Annotated in this window: 16 protein-coding genes and 3 tRNA genes; 17 read left to right on the top strand and 2 right to left on the bottom strand. The window is 60.3% G+C overall.

Features of this window, described 5'->3' with window-relative positions:
* Window positions 1–47: 47 nt before the first annotated feature.
* Both TRP66_RS05415 and cysS read left to right on the top strand, forming a co-directional pair.
* Window positions 48–1,742, top strand: coding sequence for a glutamine--tRNA ligase/YqeY domain fusion protein (locus TRP66_RS05415; RefSeq protein ID WP_333400352.1), 1,695 nt, complete (start codon window positions 48–50; stop codon window positions 1,740–1,742).
* A gap of 9 nt (window positions 1,743–1,751) precedes the next feature.
* On the top strand, window positions 1,752–3,134 hold the full coding sequence (cysS, locus tag TRP66_RS05410; protein WP_333400351.1) for a cysteine--tRNA ligase: 1,383 nt from the start codon (window positions 1,752–1,754) through the stop codon (window positions 3,132–3,134).
* Between the two features lie 70 nt (window positions 3,135–3,204).
* Here the strand turns inward: cysS and TRP66_RS05405 are convergent, their stop codons facing one another.
* Window positions 3,205–5,034 (bottom strand): sigma-54-dependent Fis family transcriptional regulator, encoded by a 1,830-nt coding sequence (locus TRP66_RS05405; protein ID WP_333400350.1) that lies wholly within the window; start codon window positions 5,032–5,034, stop codon window positions 3,205–3,207.
* Window positions 5,035–5,322: 288 nt separating this feature from the next.
* Here TRP66_RS05405 and TRP66_RS05400 point away from each other — a divergent pair, with 288 nt between their 5' ends.
* The 6 genes from TRP66_RS05400 to TRP66_RS05375 all read left to right on the top strand — a co-directional run bounded on the left by TRP66_RS05400 (window position 5,323) and on the right by TRP66_RS05375 (window position 11,331).
* Window positions 5,323–6,417 (top strand): ABC transporter ATP-binding protein, encoded by a 1,095-nt coding sequence (locus TRP66_RS05400; protein WP_333400349.1) that lies wholly within the window; start codon window positions 5,323–5,325, stop codon window positions 6,415–6,417.
* Complete coding sequence (locus TRP66_RS05395; protein WP_333400348.1) at window positions 6,417–7,526, top strand: ABC transporter ATP-binding protein; 1,110 nt, start codon at window positions 6,417–6,419, stop codon at window positions 7,524–7,526. The genes TRP66_RS05400 and TRP66_RS05395 overlap by 1 nt, the downstream gene beginning before the upstream one ends.
* Window positions 7,523–8,386, top strand: coding sequence for a carbohydrate ABC transporter permease (locus TRP66_RS05390; protein ID WP_333400347.1), 864 nt, complete (start codon window positions 7,523–7,525; stop codon window positions 8,384–8,386). Before TRP66_RS05395 ends, TRP66_RS05390 begins: the two co-directional genes overlap by 4 nt.
* Before the next feature lie 9 nt (window positions 8,387–8,395).
* Window positions 8,396–9,196: a carbohydrate ABC transporter permease gene (locus TRP66_RS05385; RefSeq protein WP_333400346.1), complete on the top strand. Its 801-nt coding sequence runs from the start codon at window positions 8,396–8,398 to the stop codon at window positions 9,194–9,196.
* A 12-nt stretch (window positions 9,197–9,208) separates the two neighbouring features.
* Window positions 9,209–9,481, top strand: a complete 273-nt coding sequence (locus tag TRP66_RS05380; RefSeq protein WP_333400345.1) for a DUF2160 domain-containing protein — start codon at window positions 9,209–9,211, stop codon at window positions 9,479–9,481.
* A 77-nt stretch (window positions 9,482–9,558) separates the two neighbouring features.
* Window positions 9,559–11,331 carry an ABC transporter substrate-binding protein gene (locus TRP66_RS05375; RefSeq protein ID WP_333400344.1) on the top strand — a complete coding sequence of 591 codons (1,773 nt, stop codon included), beginning with the start codon at window positions 9,559–9,561 and terminating at the stop codon, window positions 11,329–11,331.
* Between the two features lie 62 nt (window positions 11,332–11,393).
* Here the strand turns inward: TRP66_RS05375 and folD are convergent, their stop codons facing one another.
* Window positions 11,394–12,248 (bottom strand): bifunctional methylenetetrahydrofolate dehydrogenase/methenyltetrahydrofolate cyclohydrolase FolD, encoded by an 855-nt coding sequence (gene folD / locus TRP66_RS05370; protein WP_333400343.1) that lies wholly within the window; start codon window positions 12,246–12,248, stop codon window positions 11,394–11,396.
* A gap of 293 nt (window positions 12,249–12,541) precedes the next feature.
* Between folD and TRP66_RS05365 the strand changes: the two genes are divergently transcribed.
* From TRP66_RS05365 to TRP66_RS05325, 9 genes are all read left to right on the top strand, one after another.
* A tRNA-Arg gene (locus TRP66_RS05365) sits at window positions 12,542–12,618 on the top strand.
* Between the two features lie 52 nt (window positions 12,619–12,670).
* Window positions 12,671–12,746, top strand: a tRNA-His gene (locus TRP66_RS05360).
* Between the two features lie 57 nt (window positions 12,747–12,803).
* Window positions 12,804–12,888, top strand: a tRNA-Leu gene (locus TRP66_RS05355).
* A 360-nt stretch (window positions 12,889–13,248) separates the two neighbouring features.
* The gene (tig, locus tag TRP66_RS05350; protein WP_333400342.1) at window positions 13,249–14,559 is read left to right on the top strand and encodes a trigger factor; all 1,311 of its coding nucleotides are present in this window, start codon (window positions 13,249–13,251) and stop codon (window positions 14,557–14,559) included.
* A gap of 91 nt (window positions 14,560–14,650) precedes the next feature.
* Entirely contained in the window at window positions 14,651–15,292 is a 642-nt protein-coding gene (gene clpP, locus TRP66_RS05345; RefSeq protein WP_002552734.1) for an ATP-dependent Clp endopeptidase proteolytic subunit ClpP, read from the top strand.
* A 107-nt stretch (window positions 15,293–15,399) separates the two neighbouring features.
* Window positions 15,400–16,683, top strand: a complete 1,284-nt coding sequence (gene clpX / locus TRP66_RS05340) for an ATP-dependent Clp protease ATP-binding subunit ClpX (protein WP_333400341.1) — start codon at window positions 15,400–15,402, stop codon at window positions 16,681–16,683.
* Between the two features lie 208 nt (window positions 16,684–16,891).
* On the top strand, window positions 16,892–19,288 hold the full coding sequence (lon, locus tag TRP66_RS05335) for an endopeptidase La (protein WP_333400340.1): 2,397 nt from the start codon (window positions 16,892–16,894) through the stop codon (window positions 19,286–19,288).
* A gap of 147 nt (window positions 19,289–19,435) precedes the next feature.
* On the top strand, window positions 19,436–19,708 hold the full coding sequence (locus TRP66_RS05330) for an HU family DNA-binding protein (protein WP_096822334.1): 273 nt from the start codon (window positions 19,436–19,438) through the stop codon (window positions 19,706–19,708).
* A gap of 202 nt (window positions 19,709–19,910) precedes the next feature.
* Entirely contained in the window at window positions 19,911–21,794 is a 1,884-nt protein-coding gene (locus tag TRP66_RS05325) for a SurA N-terminal domain-containing protein (RefSeq protein WP_333400339.1), read from the top strand.
* Window positions 21,795–22,570: the final 776 nt, after the last annotated feature.

Genomic DNA, 22,570 nt, shown 5'->3' with positions numbered 1-22,570 from the left:
ATTTAGTCGGCCTACCCTGGCCGCGCACTTGTATGTCCAAGGATCCTATGAGCAAGCCCACTCCAGAACCCGCTGCGAATTCAAAGGCAGGCCCTGTCGTCCCTACCAACTTCCTGCGCCCGATCGTGCAGGCTGACCTGGATTCGGGCAAGCATGCCAGGATCGTGACCCGCTTTCCGCCGGAGCCCAACGGCTACCTGCACATCGGTCATGCCAAATCGATCTGCGTGAACTTCGGGCTGGCCAAGGAGTTCGGCGGCGCCACGCACCTGCGCTTCGACGACACCAACCCGGCCAAGGAAGACCAGGAATACATCGACGCCATCATGAGCGATGTCAAGTGGCTGGGCTTCGAGTGGGCCGGCGAAGTGCGCTACGCCTCGCAGTATTTCGACCAGTTGCACGACTGGGCGGTGGAGCTGATCAAGGCCGGCAAGGCGTATGTCGACGACCTGACGCCCGAGCAGGCTCGCGAATACCGCGGCACGCTCACCGAGCCGGGCAAGAACAGCCCGTTCCGCGACCGGGGCGTCGAGGAAAACCTGGACCTGTTCGCCCGCATGAAGGCCGGTGAGTTCGAGGACGGCGCTCGCGTGCTGCGCGCGAAGATCGACATGGCCTCGCCGAACATGAACATGCGCGATCCGATCCTGTACCGCATCCGCCACGCGCATCACCACCAGACCAGCGACAAGTGGTGCATCTACCCCAACTATGACTTCACCCACGGTCAGTCGGACGCCATCGAAGGCATTACCCATTCGATCTGCACCCTGGAATTCGAAGGCCATCGTCCGCTCTATGACTGGTTCCTGGACAACCTGCCGGTGCCGTGCAAGCCGCGTCAGTACGAGTTCTCGCGACTGAACCTGAGCTATACCGTGACCAGCAAGCGCAAGCTGAAACAACTGGTCGACGAGAAGCACGTCAGCGGTTGGGACGATCCGCGCATGTCGACCCTGTCCGGTTTCCGCCGTCGTGGCTACACCCCGGCATCAATCCGCAACTTCTGCGAAATGGTCGGCACCAACCGTTCCGACGGCGTGGTCGACTTCGGCATGCTCGAGTTCAGCATCCGTGACGATCTGGACCGCAACGCGCCGCGTGCCATGTGCGTGCTGCGTCCGCTCAAGGTGGTGATCACCAACTATCCGGAAGGCCAGGTCGAGAAACTGGAGCTGCCCCGTCATCCGAAGGAAGACCTGGGCGTGCGCGAACTGCCGTTCGCTCGCGAGCTGTACATCGACCGCGACGATTACATGGAAGAGCCGCCCAAGGGCTACAAGCGTCTGGAGCCGAACGGCGAAGTGCGTCTGCGCGGCAGCTATGTGATCCGTGCCGACGAGGCGATCAAAGACGCCGATGGCAATATCGTCGAACTGCGCTGCTCCTACGACCCGGACACCCTGGGCAAGAACCCGGAAGGCCGCAAGGTCAAGGGCGTGATCCACTGGGTACCGGCTGAAGCCAGCGTCGAGTGCGAAGTGCGTCTGTACGATCGTCTGTTCCGTTCCGCGACGCCGGACAAGGCCGCTGACGGCGCCAGCTTCCTGGAAAACATCAACCCGGACTCGCTGCAAGTGCTGACCGGTTGCCGCGCCGAGCCGTCGCTGGCCCAGGCGCAGCCGGAAGACCGTTTCCAGTTCGAGCGCGAAGGTTATTTCTGCGCGGACATCAAGGACAGCAAACCCGGTCGTCCGGTGTTCAACCGCACCGTGACATTGCGCGATTCGTGGACTTAAGGGGCGCACGTGCTTTCGATCTACAACACGCTCACCAAGAGCAAAGAAGTCTTCAAGCCGCTGGATGGCAACAAGGTGCGCATGTATGTCTGCGGCATGACCGTGTACGACTACTGCCACCTGGGCCACGGCCGCAGCATGGTGGCGTTCGACCTGGTGACTCGCTGGCTGCGTTTCAGCGGGTATGACCTGACGTACGTGCGCAACATCACTGACATCGACGACAAGATCATCAATCGTGCCCGCGACAACGGCGAGTCGTTCGACGCCCTGACCGCGCGCATGATCGATGCCATGCACGAAGACGAGGCCCGGCTGAATATCCTCAAGCCGGACATGGAACCGCGCGCGACCGACCATATCGCCGGCATGCACGCGATGATCCAGACCCTGATCGACAAGGGCTACGCCTACGCGCCGGGCAACGGCGACGTGTATTACCGCGTCGGCAAGTTCATGGGCTACGGCAAGCTGTCGCGCAAGAAGATCGAAGACCTGCGCATCGGCGCGCGGATCGAAGTGGACGAGTCCAAGGACGACCCGCTGGATTTCGTACTCTGGAAAGGCGTCAAGCCGGGCGAGCCGAGCTGGGAATCGCCGTGGGGTCCGGGCCGTCCGGGCTGGCATATCGAATGCTCGGTGATGTCCACCTGCTGCCTGGGCGAAACCTTCGACATCCATGGCGGCGGCAGCGACCTGGAGTTCCCGCATCACGAGAACGAGATCGCCCAGAGCGAGGCGGCCACCGGCAAGACCTACGCCAACGCCTGGATGCATTGCGGCATGATCCGCATCAATGGCGAGAAGATGTCCAAGTCCTTGAACAACTTCTTCACCATCCGCGACGTGCTGGAAAAATATCATCCGGAAGTGGTGCGTTATCTGCTGGTGTCCAGCCACTATCGCAGCGCGATCAATTACTCCGAGGACAGCCTGCGCGAATCTAAGGCGGCGCTGGAGCGTTTCTATCATGCGCTCAAAGGCCTGCCGGACGTCGAGCCGGCGGGTGGCGAGGCGTTCGTCGAGCGTTTCACAGCCGCGATGGACGACGACTTCGGCACGCCGGAAGCCTGCGCAGTGCTGTTCGAGATGGTGCGGGAAATCAACCGGCTGCGCGAGTCTGATCCGCTGGCTGCAGCGGGTCTCGCGGCGCGCTTGAAGCAGTTGGCAAGCGTGCTGGGCGTGTTGCAGCTCCAAGCCGACGAGTTCCTGCGCGCCGGCGCCGATGGGCGTGTGGACGCCGCCGAGGTCGAAGCCTTGATTCAGGCCCGTCTCGCGGCCCGCGCCGCCAAAGACTGGGCGGAGTCGGACCGCATCCGTGACCGGATAACGGCCATGGGTGTCGTGCTGGAAGACGGCAAGGGCGGCACGACCTGGCGGTTGGCGGATTGATTTCCTGCCTATCGCCAGCAAGCTGGCTCCTACAGGTTACTGGTCGTAGGAGCCAGCTTGCTGGCGATACTCAGGGTCTCTGCTGCTCCCGCAACCGCTTGTACAAGGTATTGCGGCTCACCCCGAGCCGCTTTGCCAGTTGCGAGATATTCCCGCCTGCCGCCTGTAGCAATCTACTCAGATCCTCGCTTTCCGGATGAATCGCAGTCACCGACGCGAGATGAATATCACGCTCTGGTAAATCCAGCAGAAAATCCTCCGGCATATGTTCAATACCAACCGGCTGGTCGTCCGCCAGCGCCAGGGCTACCTGGATCACGCTGTTGAGCTGGCGCAGATTACCCGGCCACGGGTGCCGGGTGAACAACGCCATCACCTCCGGCAGAAAGCCGCCACGCTGCTGAGCATCCTTGTGGCGCTCATGCAGACGTCGAATCAGCGCAACCTTGTCGGTACGATCCCGCAGCGGTGGTAGCTCGACGTTCAGGCCGCTGACGCGGTAGTAAAGATCCTGACGAAAGCGCCCGGCGCGAACCTCTTCGCGCAGGCAGCGATTGGTCGCGGAAACCACCCGGATATCGACCGGATACTGCTCGCTGCTGCCTAGCGGTTGCACGCAGCGCTCCTGAAGTACCCGGAGCAGCCGGGCCTGCACTGGCAGGGGCATGTCGCCGATCTCGTCGAGAAACAGCGTACCGCCATCGGCTTTGCGGATCAGCCCGATACTGCCTTTCTGATGGGCGCCGGTGAAGGCGCCTCGGGCATAGCCGAACAGCTCCGATTCAACCAGCTCTCCCGGAATGGCGGCGCAGTTGACCGCGATCAGCGGCTGGCCGGCGCGTGAGCTGGATCGATGCAGTGCCTTGACGAAGACATCCTTGCCGACCCCGGTTTCCCCGTGAATCAGCAATGGAATGTCCTTTTCCACCAGGCGACGCGCCTGAAGCACGGCCTTGGCGACCTGCGGATCGCCCAGGTCGATGTCCGCGAATGCATCGTTCGAAGGCCGGGCCGTCCGCTGTAGCGCGGGTCCGGTCGGCGCTTTGCGGCGCGGGCGTTTGAGCAGGCACTGGAACCGGTTGTTGCCTTGGGCATGAAGCGCGAAGGGCCTGCCTTCCGCTTCGTTGAGCAAGTGCGGGAGCGGGCAGCGAAACAGCAGTTCGATATTGCTTGCGCAGGGACTGACGCCCAGCAGATTGTCCGCCCGCCGATTGGCGCAGTGGATGTGGCCGCTTTCATCGAAAAGCAGCAGCCCCGCCCACTGGCTGTCGAGATTGTTCAGCCCGGTGTTGAAAACCAGCTGGAAATGACTGTCGCCGAACTGATCGAGGATCAGCCGGTTCTCCACCGACTGGCTCATCATCTTGACCATGCCCAGGGTATGGGAGGGCGGCAGGAAGCTGTCGCTGGACACGTCCAGCACCGCGATCAGCCTGCGCCCGGCGTCGAAGATAGGCGAGGCCGAGCCGGTCATGAACCGGTTGGCCTTGAGGAAATGCTCGTCGGGCTCGATATGGATCGCCTGCTCGCAGGCAAGCGCGGTGCCGATGGCGTTGGTCCCGGTTCCCCGTTCGTTCCAGTTGGCGCCGGCCGTGAAACCCGCGGTCTGCGCGGGGTCGACAAAGCGCTGAGCGCCCCAGGATTTGAGCAGTTGGCCCTGCTGGTCGGCCAGCAGGATCAGGCAGTTGGAATTGCTGAGTATGTTTTCGTAATACGGCAGGACTTGCTGGTGGGTGGTCTGCACCAGCGCCTGATGGCGCTCCAGCAGTTGCGACACCTCCGCGCCTGGCAGGTGGCCGAAGGAGGGCGGACTCTGATGATTCAGGCCGAAATCGCGGCAGCGAGTCCAGGAGTCCCGAATGAGAAGGTCGTGAGCGAGCGAAGCGCTGGAAGGTGCCATAAGGATGCCCGGAGTGACATGTTGTTATTGTTTTAAGTCTCGAATGCGTAGCCATCCCTGCCCGCAAACGCCCATTGAGTGTCGTTCACAATTGTTCAAAGTCAATGTTCAGAGTGTTCAAGTGTGCAGCGTTTGTTGTTCATTTTTGTTCAGCTGTGAAGGTGCGCCCTCTGCCTGAGCCGCGCGCGCCGCTCTGGCCCAAGGGTTGTGGAAAGGCGCAATGAATTGGCACGTTTGTCGCTAACAGCCATGGCGAGCAACCCGAATAAAAATGACAAAGGGCACGCCATGTCTCTAACGCTGGAACACGTCAGCCGTACGGTCGACGGCCAAACCTGGATCGACGACGCCTCCCTGAGCTTCGAACCCGGCTCTTTCAATGTTCTGCTGGGCCGGACGCTGTCCGGCAAGACCAGCCTGATGCGGCTGATGGCGGGACTCGACAAGCCCGACAGCGGTCGGGTGCTGATGAACGGCGTGGACGTCACTCAGCGCCCGGTCCGGCTGCGCAACGTCTCGATGGTCTACCAGCAGTTCATCAACTATCCGAGCATGACGGTCTTCGAGAATATCGCCTCGCCGCTGCGTCAGGCCGGCATGGACAAGGAACAGATCCACAGCCGTGTGCAGGAAACGGCCAGGATGCTGCGGATCGAAAAATTCCTGCAGCGGTATCCGCTGGAGCTTTCCGGGGGCCAGCAACAGCGCACGGCGATGGCGCGCGCGCTGGTCAAGGATGCCGAGCTGATTTTGTTCGACGAGCCGCTGGTCAACCTGGATTACAAGCTGCGCGAAGAACTGCGCCAGGAGATGCGCACGCTGTTCGCGGCACGGCATACCATCGCCGTCTATGCCACCACCGAGCCCAACGAAGCGCTGGCGCTGGGCGGCACGACCACCGTCCTGCATGAAGGCCGGGTGGTTCAGAGCGGCAAGACCGCGGAGGTCTATCACCGTCCGGCCACTGTGCTGGCGGCCGAGCTGTTTTCCGAGCCGCCGATCAACTTGATACCGGGGCGTATCGACGGCAATGAAGTCAGCTTCGCCAACTTCGTGCACTTTCGCCTCAATGCCGATCTGCGTGCCGTCGGCGATGGGGATTACCGTTTCGGCGTGCGGCCCAGCCATATCAGTCTGCTGCCCTCCAACGACGATGACCTGGAACTGGCGGTTACGGTCGAGCTGGCGGAGATCAGCGGCTCGGAAACCTTTCTGCACGTGCGCAACGAATTGTTTTCGCTGGTGCTGCACTTGCCCGGTGTTCACGGCTACGACGTCGATGCGGCGATCCGGGTGTATATCCCGACCCACAAACTGTTTGTCTTCGACTTGTCGGGAAGGCTGATCCAGGCGCCCGGCGTACGCATCGCGAGGGTCGCCTGATGGCCGAGATCCGTTTACAGAACCTGGCCCACAGTTACAGCGCCAATCCCGGACCGGACGATTACGCCATCCGGGAGATGAGCCACGTCTGGGAGCAGGGCGGCGCCTATGCATTGCTGGGGCCTTCGGGGTGCGGCAAGTCGACCCTGCTCAATATCATTTCCGGCCTGTTGAACCCTTCTCAAGGCCAGGTGCTGTTCGATGCCCGAGTGGTCAACGAGCTGAGCCCGGAGCGGCGCAACATTGCGCAGGTTTTTCAGTTCCCGGTGGTCTACGACACCATGACGGTTTTCGACAACCTGGCCTTTCCCCTGCGCAACCAGGGCATGGACGAAGGGCGGATTCGCGCCAAGGTTCAGGAAATCGCCGAGGTGCTGGATCTGCAGCATCTGCTGACTAAAAAAGCCCGCAATCTGACTGCGGACGAAAAGCAGAAAGTGTCCATGGGCCGGGGGCTGGTTCGCGATGACGTGTCGGCCATCCTGTTCGACGAGCCGTTGACGGTGATCGACCCGCATCTGAAGTGGAAGCTGCGCCGCAAGCTCAAGCAGATCCATGAGCAGTTCAATATCACCATGGTCTACGTCACCCACGACCAGCTGGAGGCCTCGACCTTCGCCGACAAGATCGCGGTTATGTATGGCGGGCAGATCGTGCAGTTCGGCACACCGCGCGAGCTGTTCGAAAAGCCCCGGCACACCTTTGTCGGCTATTTCATCGGCAGCCCCGGCATGAACCTGATCGAGGTCAAGCCGCAGGGCGATGGCGTCGGGTTTGGCGAGGTGCAGGTGCCGCTGTCCAGCGTGATGCGCCAGCTTATTGCCCGCACGCCATGCCAGAGCCTCAAGATCGGCATTCGTCCGGAGTTCGTGCACGTCTGGGACGGCCCTTACGAAGAGGCCATGCGCGCCGATGTCACCCACGTCGAAGATCTTGGCACCTACAAGATCCTGACGCTTTCACTGGCCGGACAGCCGCTCAAGGTACGGCTGCCCGAAGACAAGCCGGTGCCGAAGGATCAGGCCTGGATCAGCTTCCCCGGCCAGTGGCTGATGGTCTATGCCGACGACTTCCTGCTCGAACCGGGACATGAAGGAGGTGAAGCATGAACAAGGTCCAGAACAACAAGGCCTGGTGGCTGGTGCTGCCGGTGTTCCTGCTGGTGGCGTTCAGCGCCATTGTGCCGATGATGACGGTGGTCAATTATTCGGTGCAGGACATCTTCGACCAGTCCAACCGTTATTTCGTCGGTGCCGACTGGTACCGCCAGGTGCTGCAGGACCCGCGCCTGCATGACTCGCTGCTGCGCCAGTTCATCTACTCCGGCTGCGTGCTGCTGATCGAGATTCCGCTGGGGATTGCGATTGCCCTGACCATGCCGACCAAAGGTCGCTGGTCGTCGCTGTGCCTGATCATCATGACCTTGCCCTTGCTGATTCCCTGGAACGTGGTGGGCACCATCTGGCAGATCTTCGGGCGGGCCGACATTGGGCTCTTGGGCTGGGCGCTCAACAGTCTGGGCATCAGCTACAACTACGCGGCCAACACCATGGATGCCTGGGTGACCGTATTGGTGATGGACGTGTGGCACTGGACATCGCTGGTGGCGCTGCTGTGCTATTCCGGGCTGCGGGCGATCCCCGACGTCTATTACCAGGCGGCGCGCATCGACCGGGCTTCGGCCTGGGCCGTGTTCCGGCATATCCAGTTGCCGAAGATGAAAAGCGTGTTGCTGATCGCCGTGATGCTGCGCTTCATGGACAGCTTCATGATCTACACCGAGCCTTTCGTCCTGACCGGGGGCGGGCCGGGCAACGCGACCACGTTCCTCAGCCAGACACTGACCCAGATGGCGGTCGGGCAATTCGACCTGGGGCCGGCGGCAGCTTTCTCGCTGGTCTACTTCCTGATCATCCTGCTGGTGTCATGGCTGTTCTACACCGCCATGACCCATAACGAAAACAAGTGAGGATCGACCATGAACGCACGCAAGGCGATCCCGCTGCTGCTCTACATTCTGTTTCTGCTGGTGCCGATCTACTGGCTGCTGAACATGTCGTTCAAGAGCAACACCGAGATTCTCGGCAGTCTGACCCTGTGGCCGGAAAACTTCACCCTGGCCAACTACCGGGTGATCTTCACCGACCCGAGCTGGTACAGCGGCTACATCAACTCGCTGTACTACGTGTGTCTCAATACGGTGATTTCGCTGGCCGTGGCGCTGCCTGCAGCCTATGCGTTCTCCCGCTATCGTTTCCTGGGCGACAAGCACCTGTTCTTCTGGCTGCTGACCAACCGAATGGCGCCGCCGGCGGTGTTCCTGCTGCCGTTTTTCCAGCTGTATTCGTCCATCGGGCTGTTCGACACCCACATCGCCGTGGCGCTGGCGCACTGCCTGTTCAACGTGCCCCTGGCGGTGTGGATTCTGGAAGGCTTCATGTCCGGTGTGCCGAAAGAGATCGACGAGACGGCCTATATCGACGGGTATAGCTTTCCACGGTTTTTCGTGAAGATTTTCGTGCCGCTGATTGGTTCGGGCATCGGCGTCACGGCTTTTTTCTGCTTCATGTTCTCCTGGGTCGAGTTGCTGCTGGCGCGCACTCTGACGTCGGTCAACGCCAAGCCCATCGCGGCGGTGATGACCCGGACGGTGTCGGCGTCGGGCATCGACTGGGGCGTACTGGCGGCTGCGGGCGTGCTGACCATCCTGCCCGGGATGCTGGTGATCTGGTTCGTTCGCAACCATGTGGTCAAGGGCTTCGCTCTTGGTCGTGTCTGAGGAGGGCGCAAGATGGAATGGATGGCGTGGACGCCGATCACGGCGGGCTTCTTCGGTGCGGTGGCGCTGTTGCTGGCCGGCATGACGATCTGGGAACTGAGCGCTGCGTGTGTCGAGCGGCGCGGCTTTCTGCCGATCGCCACGACCCGCGGCGATCGTCTGTTCATCGGGCTGTTGGTCAGCGCTTACCTGCATTTGCTGGTCATCGGCCTGACCGACTGGAATCTCTGGATCGCCTCGCTGGTGTCGCTGGTCTGGCTGCTGGTGGTGATGCGTTGGGGGTAGCCGGCGGCATGCAAGGCCTGCCGGACGGGATACGAAAGGATAGGAAAGGGCGACGTAACAATCATCTGGAGGTGTCTATGTTCTACAAAAACAACAAGCTGAGACATAGCGTGGCGCTGGCATCGATGCTGGCATGCAGTGGGTTGAGCGTGACGGCGTGGGCGGATGCCTATCAGGACGCCGCGAAAAAATGGATCGACGCGGAGTTCAAGCCTTCGACTCTGAGCCCCGAGCAGCAGATGGCCGAACTGCAATGGTTCATCAAGGCCGCCGAGCCGTTCCGGGGCATGAACATCAAGGTGGTGTCCGAAACGCTGACCACCCACGAGTACGAGTCCAAGACGCTGGCGAAGGCATTCTCCGAAATCACCGGGATCAAGCTTACCCATGACCTGGTGCAGGAGGGCGATGTGATCGAGAAGATCCAGACCCAGATGCAGTCGGACAAGAATATCTACGACGGCTGGGTGAACGATTCCGACCTTATCGGTACTCACTTCCGCTACGGCAAGGCGCAATCGCTGACCGAACTGATGGAAAGCGAGAGCGGCAAGAAGGTCACGTCGCCGACGCTTGACCTCAAGGACTTCATCGGCCTGTCCTTCACCACGGCGCCCGATGGCAAGGTCTATCAACTGCCTGACCAGCAGTTCGCCAACCTCTACTGGTTCCGCGCCGACTGGTTCGAGCGTGCCGATCTCAAGGAGAAATTCAAGGCGAAGTACGGTTACGAGCTGGGCGTGCCGGTGAACTGGTCGGCCTACGAAGACATAGCGAAGTTCTTCAGTGAGGACGTCAAGGAAATCGACGGCAAGCGTGTTTATGGTCACATGGACTACGGCAAGAAAGACCCGTCGCTGGGCTGGCGCTTCACCGATGCCTGGTTCTCCATGGCGGGCGGTGGCGACAAGGGGCTGCCCAATGGGTTGCCGGTGGACGAGTGGGGCATCCGCGCCGAGAATTGTCATCCGGTGGGTTCGAGCATCACCCGTGGCGGCGACACCAACGGTCCTGCGGCCGTGTTCGCGACCCAGAAATACATCGACTGGCTCAAGGCCTACGCGCCACCGGAAGCGGCGGGCATGACCTTCTCCGAGTCTGGTCCGGTGCCATCCCAAGGCAACGTGGCGCAGCAGATTTTCTGGTACACCGCGTTTACTGCCGACATGACCAAGCCGGGCCTGCCGGTCATGAACGGCGACGGCACACCGAAATGGCGGATGGCACCGTCGCCCAAGGGCCCGTACTGGAAAGACGGCATGAAACTCGGCTATCAGGATGTGGGGTCGTGGACCTTCCTCTACTCAACGCCGGAGAAACAGCGCCTGGCGGCCTGGCTGTACGCGCAGTTCGTGACATCCAAGACCGTGTCGCTGAAAAAGACCATCGTCGGCCTGACGCCGATTCGCGAGTCGGATATCAATTCCAAGGAAATGACCGAGCTGGCGCCCAAGCTGGGCGGTCTGGTGGAGTTCTACCGCAGTCCGGCGCGGGTGCAATGGTCGCCGACCGGCACCAACGTGCCTGACTATCCGAAGCTGGCTCAGCTCTGGTGGAGTCACGTCGCGGAAGCGGTAACCGGCGAGAAGACCGCGCAGCAGGCGCTGGACGGGCTGGCGAAGGATCAGGATGCGATCCTGATGCGGCTGGAGCGCTCCAAGGCGCAGGAGAAGAGCGGTTGCGCGCCCAAGCTCAATCCTGAAACCACGGCGGAGGAGTGGTACAAGAAGGGCGAAGCCACCGCCGATGGCTGGGCCGCGCCGCAGCGCAAACTGGCCAACGAAAAACCCAAGGGCGAAACCGTGGGCTATGCCGAACTGCTCAAAAGCTGGGAGGCGGCACGCAAATAACGCAAGGCCATGACGCAAAACGGCACCCGAGGGTGCCGTTTTCATGTGCGCAGCAGCAGGGATCAGCCGTGCAGGGTTTCCGCCGCGTACAGCGTGTTCTCCAGCAGGCAGGCGCGGGTCATTGGGCCGACGCCACCGGGTACCGGCGTGATCCAGCCGGCGCGCGGCAGTGCGGTTTCGTACACCACGTCACCGACCAGCTTGCCGTCGTCCTGGCGGTTGATGCCTACGTCGATGACGATGGCGCCTGGTTTGATCCACTCGCCCTTGACCAGACCGGGTTTGCCGGCCGCGACCACGACCAGGTCCGCGCGACCGACGTGACCGGCCAGGTCTTTGGTGAAACGATGGGTCACTGTGACGGTGCAGCCAGCCAGCAGCAGCTCCATCGCCATGGGGCGGCCTACGATGTTGGACGCGCCTACCACCACTGCGTCCATGCCGTACAGGTCGGCGCCGGTACTTTCCAGCAGGGTCATGATGCCCTTGGGCGTGCACGGCCGCAGCAGAGGAATGCGCTGTGCCAGACGACCGACGTTATAAGGGTGGAAACCGTCCACGTCCTTGTCGGGGCGAATGCGCTCCAGCAGCAGCGACGCGTCCAGGTGTGCCGGCAACGGCAACTGCAGCAGGATGCCATCGATCCCGGCGTCGTCGTTCAGGCGGTCGATCAGGGCGGTCAGCTCGGCCTGGCTGGTCTCGGCCGGCAGGTCATGGGCTTCGGAAATGAAGCCGACTTCCTCGCAGTCCTTGCGCTTGTGAGAAACGTAGACCTGAGAGGCGGGGTCGCTGCCCACCAGAATCACCGCGAGGCCCGGCGTGCGCAGGCCTTGCTCGCGACGTTCGGCGACACGTCGGGCGATCTGCTGGCGCAGGCTGGCGGCGATCGCTTTGCCGTCGATAAGTTGTGCAGTCATGACGCGTAATTAACCATCGAGAGGAAATAAAGTGAGCGCGCATTCTCGCATGACCTGAGGCGAGGGCAAAGGCGCTTGGCCCGCATAAACAGCTAACTCCTTTATCTGCCTGAATTTTTTTCAAAAAAGAGTTGACGACCTTCGGGGTCGTCTATAAGATTCGTCGCACTTGCCGGGCAGAGCCCAGCACTGGTTAAGCTAGCACTGGTTGATTAGGTCAGGCAGAGTTGCAAATCGGCTCGGTGTGATTGAAAGCCTTTTAATTTGTGATCGTTTGAAAGCAGATTATATAAGTGCCCGTAGCTCAGCTGGATAGAGCATCCGCCTTCTAAGCGGATGGTCGCAGGTTCGAGTCCTGCCGGGTGCGCCACTCAAGGCAGCTTTGGCACAGCAAGTAGATGTAAACGTTGCAATGCAATATGGTGGGCGTAGCTCAGTTGGTAGAGCACAGGATTGTGACTCCTGTTGTCGTGGGTTCGATCCCCATCGTCCACCCCATATTCAGAAAGGCGCCAGGTTCATGATCTGGCGCCTTTGCTTTAAAAAGCTTGTGACGCGGAAGTGGTGGAATTGGTAGACACACTGGATTTAGGTTCCAGCGCCGCAAGGCGTGAGAGTTCGAGTCTCTCCTTCCGCACCAAGATACAAGTAGCGAAAGAATACTTCCGCTATGCAGAAAAGCCGCCTAGTGCGGCTTTTTTTGTTTCACGGTATTGGTTTTTCATCGTCCCGCCAGGCTGGTCGGCCTTCGGTCGGCAGTCGAGCGGGGCGTGCTACGTGGATGGAGCTGGTCGTGGTCCGGCGCGGATGCTTCCTTATATACAGCCGTGCCAGACACCTCGAACCGCACTTGGCTCATCGGGGCTCGCGTCCCGGTTCCATCCTCTTAACGTGCCCTTTTTCAGTAGGGTGACTTCTTGAGTTCGACCCACTAGAATGCATGCCCTTGATTCTGGGGTCGGAAAACGGCCGGCTAACGTCTGTGCAACGAGGAATATCCATGCAAGTTTCTGTTGAAAACACTTCCGCTCTTGAGCGCCGCATGACCATTGGCGTGCCCGCCGAACGCATCGAGACTGAAGTCAACAAGCGTCTGCAGCAGACCGCGCGTAAAGCCAAGATCCCGGGCTTCCGCCCAGGCAAGGTGCCTATGAGCGTGATCCGCCAGCGTTATGAAGACGGCGCGCGTCAGGAAGCGCTGGGCGATCTGATCCAGGCGACTTTCTACGAGGCCGTCGTCGAGCAGAAGCTGAACCCGGCTGGCGCACCCTCCGTAGAGCCAAAGTCCTTCGAGAAGGGCAAGGATCTGGAATACGTCGCCACCTTCGAAGTGTTCCCTGAGTTCACCGTTGCAGGTTTCGAATCCATCTCCGTTGAGCGTCTGTCCGCTGAAGTCGCCGAAAGCGACGTGGACAACATGCTCGAAGTACTGCGCAAGCAGAACGTTCGTTTCGAAGAAACCGACCGTGCCGCGCAGAACGACGATCAGGTCAACATCGACTTCGTGGGCAAGGTCGACGGCGAAGCCTTCGCCGGCGGTTCCGCCACCGGCACCCAGCTGGTTCTGGGTTCGGGCCGCATGATCCCTGGTTTCGAATCGGGTCTGGTCGGCGCCAAGGCCGGTGAAGAGCGCGTTCTGAACGTGACCTTCCCCGAGGACTACCAGAACCTGGAGCTGGCCGGCAAGGCCGCCGAGTTCACCGTCACCGTCAACACCGTTGCCGAGCCCAAGCTGCCTGAGCTGAACGAAGAATTCTTCAAGCAGTTCGGCATCAACGAATCCGGCGTAGACGGCTTCCGCGCCGAAGTTCGCAAGAACATGGAGCGCGAGCTGCGTCAGGCCATCAAGACCAAGACCAAGAACCAGGTCATGGACGGTCTGCTGGCTGCCAACCCGATCGAAGTGCCGAAGGCGCTGCTGGAAAACGAAGTCAACCGTCTGCGCGTCCAGGCTGTTCAGCAGTTCGGCGGCAACATCAAGCCTGACCAGCTGCCGGCCGAGCTGTTCGAAGAACAGGCCAAGCGCCGCGTCGAGCTGGGCCTGATCGTTGCCGAAGTGGTCAAGCAGTTCGAACTCAAGCCGGATGACGCTCGCGTTCGCGATCTGATCCAGGAAATGGCTTCGGCCTACCAGGAGCCAGAGCAGGTCGTGGCCTGGTACTACAAGAACGAGCAGCAAATGAACGAAGTGCGTTCGGTTGTGCTCGAAGAGCAAGTTGTAGATACTGTTTTGCAGAAAGCTAGCGTGACCGACAAATCGGTCTCCTACGAAGAAGCGGTCAAGCCGGTGGAAGCTCCAAAAGCCGACTGATTTCTCCTTTCGTTCGAAAACACCCACAAGCCAGCGTTCGCGCTGGCTTGTGCGTATTCAAGACTCGACTATTTGGGAGTGAATGCAGGACATGTCCCGCAATTCTTATATTCAGCAGAACTCTGACATCCAGGCCGCCGGCGGCCTGGTCCCGATGGTTATCGAGCAGTCCGCCCGTGGCGAGCGCGCCTATGACATCTACTCGCGCCTGCTCAAGGAGCGTGTGATCTTCATGGTCGGGCCGGTCGAAGACTACATGGCCAACCTCATTGCGGCGCAATTGCTGTTCCTGGAAGCGGAAAACCCGGACAAGGATATCCATCTCTACATCAACTCCCCAGGCGGCTCGGTCACTGCCGGCATGTCGATCTACGACACCATGCAGTTCATCAAGCCGGACGTGTCCACCATCTGTATCGGCCAGGCCTGCAGCATGGGCGCGTTCCTGCTGGCTGGCGGCGCGGAAGGCAAGCGTCACTGCCTGCCGAACTCGCGGATGATGATTCACCAGCCGTTGGGCGGTTTCCAGGGGCAGGCGTCGGATATCGACATCCATGCCAAGGAAATCCTGCATATTCGTCACCGCCTCAACTCTTTGCTGGCGCATCACACCGGTCAGAGCCTCGAAACCATCGAGCGCGATACCGAGCGTGACAATTTCATGAGCGCTGAGCGTGCGGCGGAATACGGCCTCATCGACTCGGTGATCAACAAGCGTCAGATGCCTGCTTAAGCGGCACAAAAATGTGGGCGACGGCATAAGCTGCCGCCCGCGGACTTGAAAAAGCCCGCGATAGCCTTCATCTTGTGTCGCAAGCCTATCGGATTTGGATCGATCGAATGACTGACACCCGCAACGGCGAGGACAACGGCAAACTGCTCTATTGCTCCTTCTGTGGCAAAAGCCAGCATGAAGTGCGCAAATTGATTGCCGGCCCCTCGGTCTTTATCTGCGACGAGTGCGTCGACCTGTGCAATGACATCATCCGCGAGGAGGTGCAGGAAGCCCAGGCCGAAAGCAGTGCGCATAAATTGCCTTCGCCCAAAGAAATCAGCGGCATCCTTGATCAGTACGTCATTGGTCAGGAGCGTGCCAAGAAGGTTCTCGCAGTAGCGGTGTACAACCACTACAAGCGTTTGAATCAGCGCGACAAGAAGAACGACGAAGTTGAGCTCGGCAAGAGCAACATCCTGCTGATAGGCCCTACGGGCTCCGGCAAGACCCTGCTCGCCGAAACCCTGGCGCGCCTGCTCAATGTGCCGTTCACCATCGCCGACGCCACCACCCTGACCGAAGCCGGTTACGTGGGTGAGGACGTGGAAAACATTATTCAGAAGCTGTTGCAGAAATGTGATTACGATGTCGACAAGGCCCAGATGGGTATCGTCTACATTGATGAGATCGACAAGATCTCGCGCAAATCCGACAACCCTTCGATCACCCGTGACGTGTCCGGAGAAGGGGTCCAGCAGGCGCTGCTGAAACTCATCGAAGGAACCGTGGCTTCCGTGCCGCCGCAAGGTGGTCGCAAGCATCCCCAGCAGGAATTCCTGCAGGTGGACACACGTAACATTCTCTTCATCTGCGGCGGTGCGTTCTCGGGGCTGGAAAAAGTCATCCAGAACCGTTCGACCCGCGGCGGCATCGGCTTCAACGCCGAGGTCCGCAGCAAGGAAGAGGGCAAGAAGGTGGGCGAATCCCTGCGTGAAGTCGAGCCTGACGATCTGGTCAAGTTCGGTCTGATCCCTGAATTCGTCGGTCGCTTGCCGGTACTGGCAACGCTGGACGAGCTGGATGAAGCTGCCCTGATGCAGATTCTGACCGAGCCGAAGAACGCGCTGACCAAGCAGTACGCCAAGCTGTTCGAAATGGAAGGCGTGGACCTGGAGTTCCGCACTGACGCGCTGAAGTCGGTTGCCCGTCGCGCGCTGGAGCGCAAGACCGGTGCCCGTGGCCTGCGTTCCATCCTCGAAGGCGTATTGCTCGACACCATGTACGAGATCCCGTCGCAGACCGACGTGAGCAAGGTGGTGATCGACGAGAGCGTGATCGATGGATCGTCCAAGCCGCTGTTGATCTATGAAAACAGCGAGCCGCCTGCCAAAGTCGCTCCCGACGCGTAACCGGTTCGCCGTGTTACCGTGCAGGACAAACAGAAGGGGGCCCACGGGCCCCTTTTTGCATTTCGCAAACGATACCTGAATCGCTTTGCAGCACAGTTATTCAAGAGACCGGACGTCAAGGCTTGTTTTTTTCGAATACTGCCCCCATCTTGGCTTCAAGCTATTTTCCATTTGTCCACGGCCGATTGGCCGCCGTAGAGGCGAAATCATGAAGACCACCATCGAATTGCCTCTTTTGCCATTGCGTGATGTTGTGGTTTATCCGCACATGGTTATCCCGCTGTTCGTGGGGCGCGAGAAGTCTATCGAAGCCCTTGAGGCGGCGATGACGGGAGACAAACAGATCCTGTTGCTCGCGCAGAGAAATCCCGCCGACGATGATCCAGGCGAAAAGGCCCTGTACAGCGTTGGCACTGTCGCCACTGTCCTGCAACTGCTCAAGCTGCCCGATGGCACTGTCAAGGTGCTGGTCGAAGGCGAGCAGCGCGGCTCCGTCGAGCGGTTCATCGAAGTCGACGGTCATTACCGTGCCGAAGTTGCCCTGATCGATGAAGTCGATGCTCCGGATCGTGAATCCGAAGTCTTCGTGCGTAGCCTGCTCGCGCAGTTCGAGCAGTACGTCCAGCTGGGCAAGAAGGTCCCGGCTGAAGTCCTGTCCTCGCTGAACAGCATCGATGAGCCTGGTCGTCTGGTGGACACCATGGCGGCGCACATGGCGCTGAAAATCGAGCAGAAGCAGGACATCCTGGAAATCGTCGATCTGCCGTCGCGGGTCGAACACGTCCTGGCCCTGCTGGATGCGGAAATCGACCTGCTACAGGTTGAGAAGCGTATCCGTGGCCGGGTCAAGAAGCAGATGGAGCGCAGCCAGCGCGAGTACTACCTGAATGAGCAGATGAAGGCCATTCAGAAAGAACTGGGCGACGGCGACGAAGGCCACAACGAAATCGAAGAGCTGAAGAAGCGCATCGATGCCGCTGGCCTGCCGAAGGACGCGCTGGCCAAGGCCACCGCCGAGCTGAACAAGCTCAAGCAGATGTCGCCCATGTCCGCCGAAGCGACCGTGGTGCGCTCCTACATCGACTGGCTGGTTCTGGTGCCGTGGAAGGCGCAAAGCAAGGTGCGTCTGGATCTGGCGCGCGCTGAAGCGATCCTGGATGCCGACCATTACGGGCTCGACGAGGTCAAGGAACGTATCCTTGAATATCTCGCCGTGCAGAAGCGTGTGAAGAAGATTCGAGGCCCGGTGCTGTGCCTGGTCGGACCACCAGGCGTGGGCAAGACCTCGCTGGCCGAGTCGATCGCCAACGCGACCAACCGCAAATTCGTGCGCATGGCGCTCGGCGGCGTTCGCGACGAAGCGGAAATTCGCGGCCACCGTCGGACCTACATCGGTTCGATGCCGGGAAGATTGATACAGAAAATGACCAAGGTGGGCGTCCGCAACCCGCTGTTCCTGCTCGATGAAATCGACAAAATGGGCAGCGACATGCGCGGCGACCCGGCGTCGGCGTTGCTGGAGGTGCTCGATCCCGAGCAGAACCACAATTTCAACGACCATTATCTGGAGGTCGACTACGACCTGTCGGACGTCATGTTCCTGTGCACGTCCAACTCGATGAACATTCCGCCAGCGCTGCTCGATCGTATGGAAGTCATTCGTCTGCCGGGCTATACCGAAGCCGAAAAGATCAACATCGCGGTCAAGTACCTGTCGCCCAAGCAGATTCAGGCCAACGGCATGAAGAAGGGCGAGATCGAGTTCGACGAAGAGGCGATCCGCGACATCATCCGCTACTACACCCGAGAAGCGGGCGTGCGTGGTCTGGAACGGCAGATTGCCAAGGTCTGCCGCAAGGCGGTCAAAGAGCATGCGCTGGAAAAACGTTTTGCAATTCGTGTCACGGCCGACATGCTCGAACACTTCCTCGGCGTGCGCAAATTCCGCTATGGTCTGGCGGAGCAGCAGGACCAGATCGGTCAGGTCACCGGCCTCGCATGGACCCAGGTAGGCGGCGAGTTGCTGACCATCGAAGCGGCCGTTGTTCCGGGCAAAGGCAACCTGATCAAGACCGGCTCGCTAGGCGACGTGATGGTTGAGTCGATCACCGCCGCGCAGACAGTGGTGCGCAGCCGCGCCAAGAGCCTGGGCATCGGCCCGGATTTCCACGAGAAGCGCGACACTCATATCCACATGCCGGAAGGGGCGACGCCCAAGGATGGTCCGAGCGCAGGTGTCGGCATGTGCACGGCACTGGTATCGGCCTTGACGCAGATTCCGGTGCGCGCGGATGTCGCGATGACCGGGGAAATTACCCTGCGTGGTCAGGTATTGGCGATTGGCGGTCTGAAGGAAAAACTTCTCGCCGCGCATCGGGGCGGAATCAAGACGGTGATCATCCCGGATGAAAACGTTCGTGATTTGAAAGAAATTCCGGACAATATCAAGCAGGATCTTGAAATCAAACCGGTCAAATGGATTGACGAAGTCCTGCAAATTGCGCTGCAATACGCCCCGGAGCCCTTGCCTGATGCAGCTCCCGATATGGTTGCAAAGGACGAAAAACGCGAGTCTGACTCTAAGGAAAGAATTAGCACGCATTAAGTCTGTGTGAGGCTTCCTTGACAGCTTTTTAGAGCCCTTGATATAAAGCGGCTCTTTCAAGCAAGCACCTGCAAGCCTCCCAGCGCTCGTTTTGCTTAACACCTAAAACTTAGAAACATACTCAATATAGAGATAAGGGGACTTAGAGTGAACAAGTCGGAACTGATTGATGCTATCGCTGCATCTGCTGATATCCCGAAAGCTGCTGCTGGCCGCGCGCTGGACGCAGTGATCGAATCCGTCACTGGCGCTCTGAAGGCTGGCGACTCTGTTGTATTGGTTGGCTTTGGTACGTTCTCTGTTACCGATCGTCCTGCTCGCGTTGGTCGCAACCCGCAGACCGGCAAGACTCTGGAAATCGCTGCTGCCAAGAAACCAGGTTTCAAGGCCGGTAAAGCTCTGAAAGAAGCCGTAAACTAAGCTTCCGCAAGCCTTTGCCCGCCGGGCCGGACGAGGTTCGGGCCGGTCGCGGAGCAGCGACGCATATCGTGTTGTCGAAGGGATCGAGCCCTTCCGCTCCGTCAGTTACGAGAAGGCGCATCCTCGGATGCGCCTTTCTTCTATCCGCTTTCTACCCACGCTCCGCGGTTGGTTAGTCAGTTCAACCGTTTTGGGGGACGCAATGCTGCAGAACATCAGGGACAATTCACAAGGCTGGATTGCCAAGACAATCATCGGGATCATCATCGCGCTGATGGCCTTCACCGGCATCGAAGCGCTGTTCACCGCGAGCAGCAACAAGCAGAACGCGGCCGAGGTCAACGGTGAAGACATCTCTCAGAACGAGCTGAGCCAGGCCGTGGACATGCAGCGCCGTCAGCTCGCGCAGCAGTTGTCCCAGCAGCTGGGCAAGGACTTCGATCCCGCCATGCTCGACGAGAAGCTGCTGCGTGAATCGGCCCTGAAGGGGCTGATCGATCGCAAGCTGCTGCTGCAAGGCGCGGCCGATGCGAAGTTCGGTTTCTCCGATGCTGCGCTGGACCAGCAACTGTTGCAGACGCCTGAATTCCAGGTCGACGGCAAATTCAATGCCGACCGCTTCGATCAGGTGATCCGTCAGCTGGGCTACAGTCGCATGCAGTTCCGCCAGATGCTGGGCCAGGAAATGCTGATCGGTCAGGTTCGCGCGGGCGTCGCGGGCAGTGCCTTCGTGACCGACGCGCAGGTCGACGCATTCGCCCGCCTGGAAAAGCAGACCCGCGACTTCGCTACGCTGACGCTGCCGGCCAATCCGGCCGCGGTCAAAGTGACCGACGATGAAATCAAGGCGCACTATGAGGAGCATGCCAAGGAGTTCATGAGCCCCGAGCAGGTCGTGCTGGAGTACGTCGAGCTCAAGAAGTCGTCGTTCTTCGACAAGGTTCAGGTCAAGGATGAAGATCTGCAGGCTGCTTACCAGCAGGAGATCGCCAACCTTTCCGAGCAGCGTCGCGCTGCCCACATCCTGATCGAAGTCAACGACAAGATGAATGAAGCCCAGGCTCAGGCCAAGGCTCAGGAAATCGAGGCGCGTCTGGCCAAGGGTGAAGACTTCGCGGCATTGGCCAAACAGTTCTCGCAGGACCCGGGTTCGGCGAACAAGGGCGGCGATCTGGGCTATGCGGGCAAGGGCGTCTATGACCCGGCGTTCGAAGATGCGCTGTATGCGCTGGACAAGGATCAGGTGTCGCAACCGGTGCGTACCAGCTTCGGCTTCCACCTGATCAAGCTGCTGGGTGTCGAGGCACCGTCGGTGCCGACTTTCGCCAGCCTGAAGGACAAGCTGACCAACGACCTCAAGTCGCAGCAGGTCGAGCAGAAGTTCGTGGAAGCGACCAAGCAACTGGAAGACTCGGCTTTCGAATCGTCCGACCTGGCCCAGCCGGCACAGGACCTGGGCCTGAAAGTCCAGACCACCGCGCCGTTCGGTCGTGAAGGCGGCGAAGGCCTGACTGCCAACCGCGCGATCATCCAGGCGGCGTTCAGCCCGGAAGTCCTCGAAGAAGGTTCTAACAGCAACACCTTGGAACTGGACCCGGAAACCGTTGTGGTCGTGCGTTCCAAGGAGCATCTGCAACCGCAGCAGCTGCCGCTGGAGCAGGTTGCCGGGGCGATCCGTACGCAGCTGGTCAAAGAACACGCCAGTGCCGCGGTGAAGGCCAAGGGCGAAGCGCTGCTGGCCGGTCTGCGTGACGGCAAGATTCCGTTGGCCGCCAGCCAGGAAGGTCAGGCATGGAAAACGCTGGAGGCGGTCACCCGTAACCAGGATGGCGTCGAGCCGACCGTGCTGCAGACGCTGTTCCGCATGCCCAAGCCTGATGGCAAGGACAAGCCGGAGTTCGCCAGCGTGACCGCAGCCGACGGCAGCTACGTGATCGTGCGCCTGAACGGTGTCAACGAGGCCTCTGCGCCGACCGATGCCGAGAAGACCCAGTACCGCCGCTTCCTCGCGTCGCGTGCCGGTCAGCAGGACTTCGCTGCCTACCGCGCAGAGCTGGAAAGCAAGGCGAAGATCGAGAAGTTCTGAGTCTCGATTCCGCTACGAAAAAGGCCGCTCTTCGAGCGGCCTTTTTTGTCTCCTGTGTCCCGCCCCTGTAGGAGACCACCCGCCGCTCTGGCGCCGCGCTGTCCCGCAGCAAACATGGGGATCGCATTTGCCCGCAATGGCGGCAATGCAGATATCGTTAAGGTGGCGAGACGTGGCTCTGGGGGCATATCCGTTACCGCATGCGCTGGACCTTCTGGTTCCGGCCCTTACGGCCGGCCTACTTTGGTTTCGCCCAAAGTAGGCAAAGGCATTGCTCCGGGCTTGGCCCCTGCGGGGTTCCCTCCCTCCGGCGTTGCTCCGGGGGTCGCGCCGAACGGCCATCCATGGCCTGCGGCGCTAACTCGGCTCCTGCCTCGTTCCCCCCTGCGCAACGCCTCCACTCGGCCTGCGCCAACGTCGCGTTCGGCGGCGTCTGCACCATCGTGGAAAAAAGCAAATCAAGCAAAGCACGCAAGGCAAAGCTCTTGATCTTGATCTTGATCTTGATCTTTTTACGCACGACTCACAGACGCCGCCGAACGCGACTTGGGCGCAGGCCGAACGCAGGCGACGCGGAGCCGGGGAGCGAGGCAGGACGCCGAGCCAGCGCCGATGGGGCATGGACGCCACCCTCAATCCACATCAGGGCGCGGCCCGGTGGAGCGTCGCCGGAGTGAGGGAACCCGAAGGGCCAAGCCAGGAGCAATGGCTGGACTGACCCCCAAAAGTTGGACGAGAAACGTTAAAAATTCATCGCCTGTGTTCGAAATTGTACC

Source organism: Pseudomonas sp. JDS28PS106 (assembly GCF_036706555.1).
Classification (GTDB): domain Bacteria; phylum Pseudomonadota; class Gammaproteobacteria; order Pseudomonadales; family Pseudomonadaceae; genus Aquipseudomonas.
This window is presented reverse-complemented; position numbering and strand designations above follow the sequence as displayed.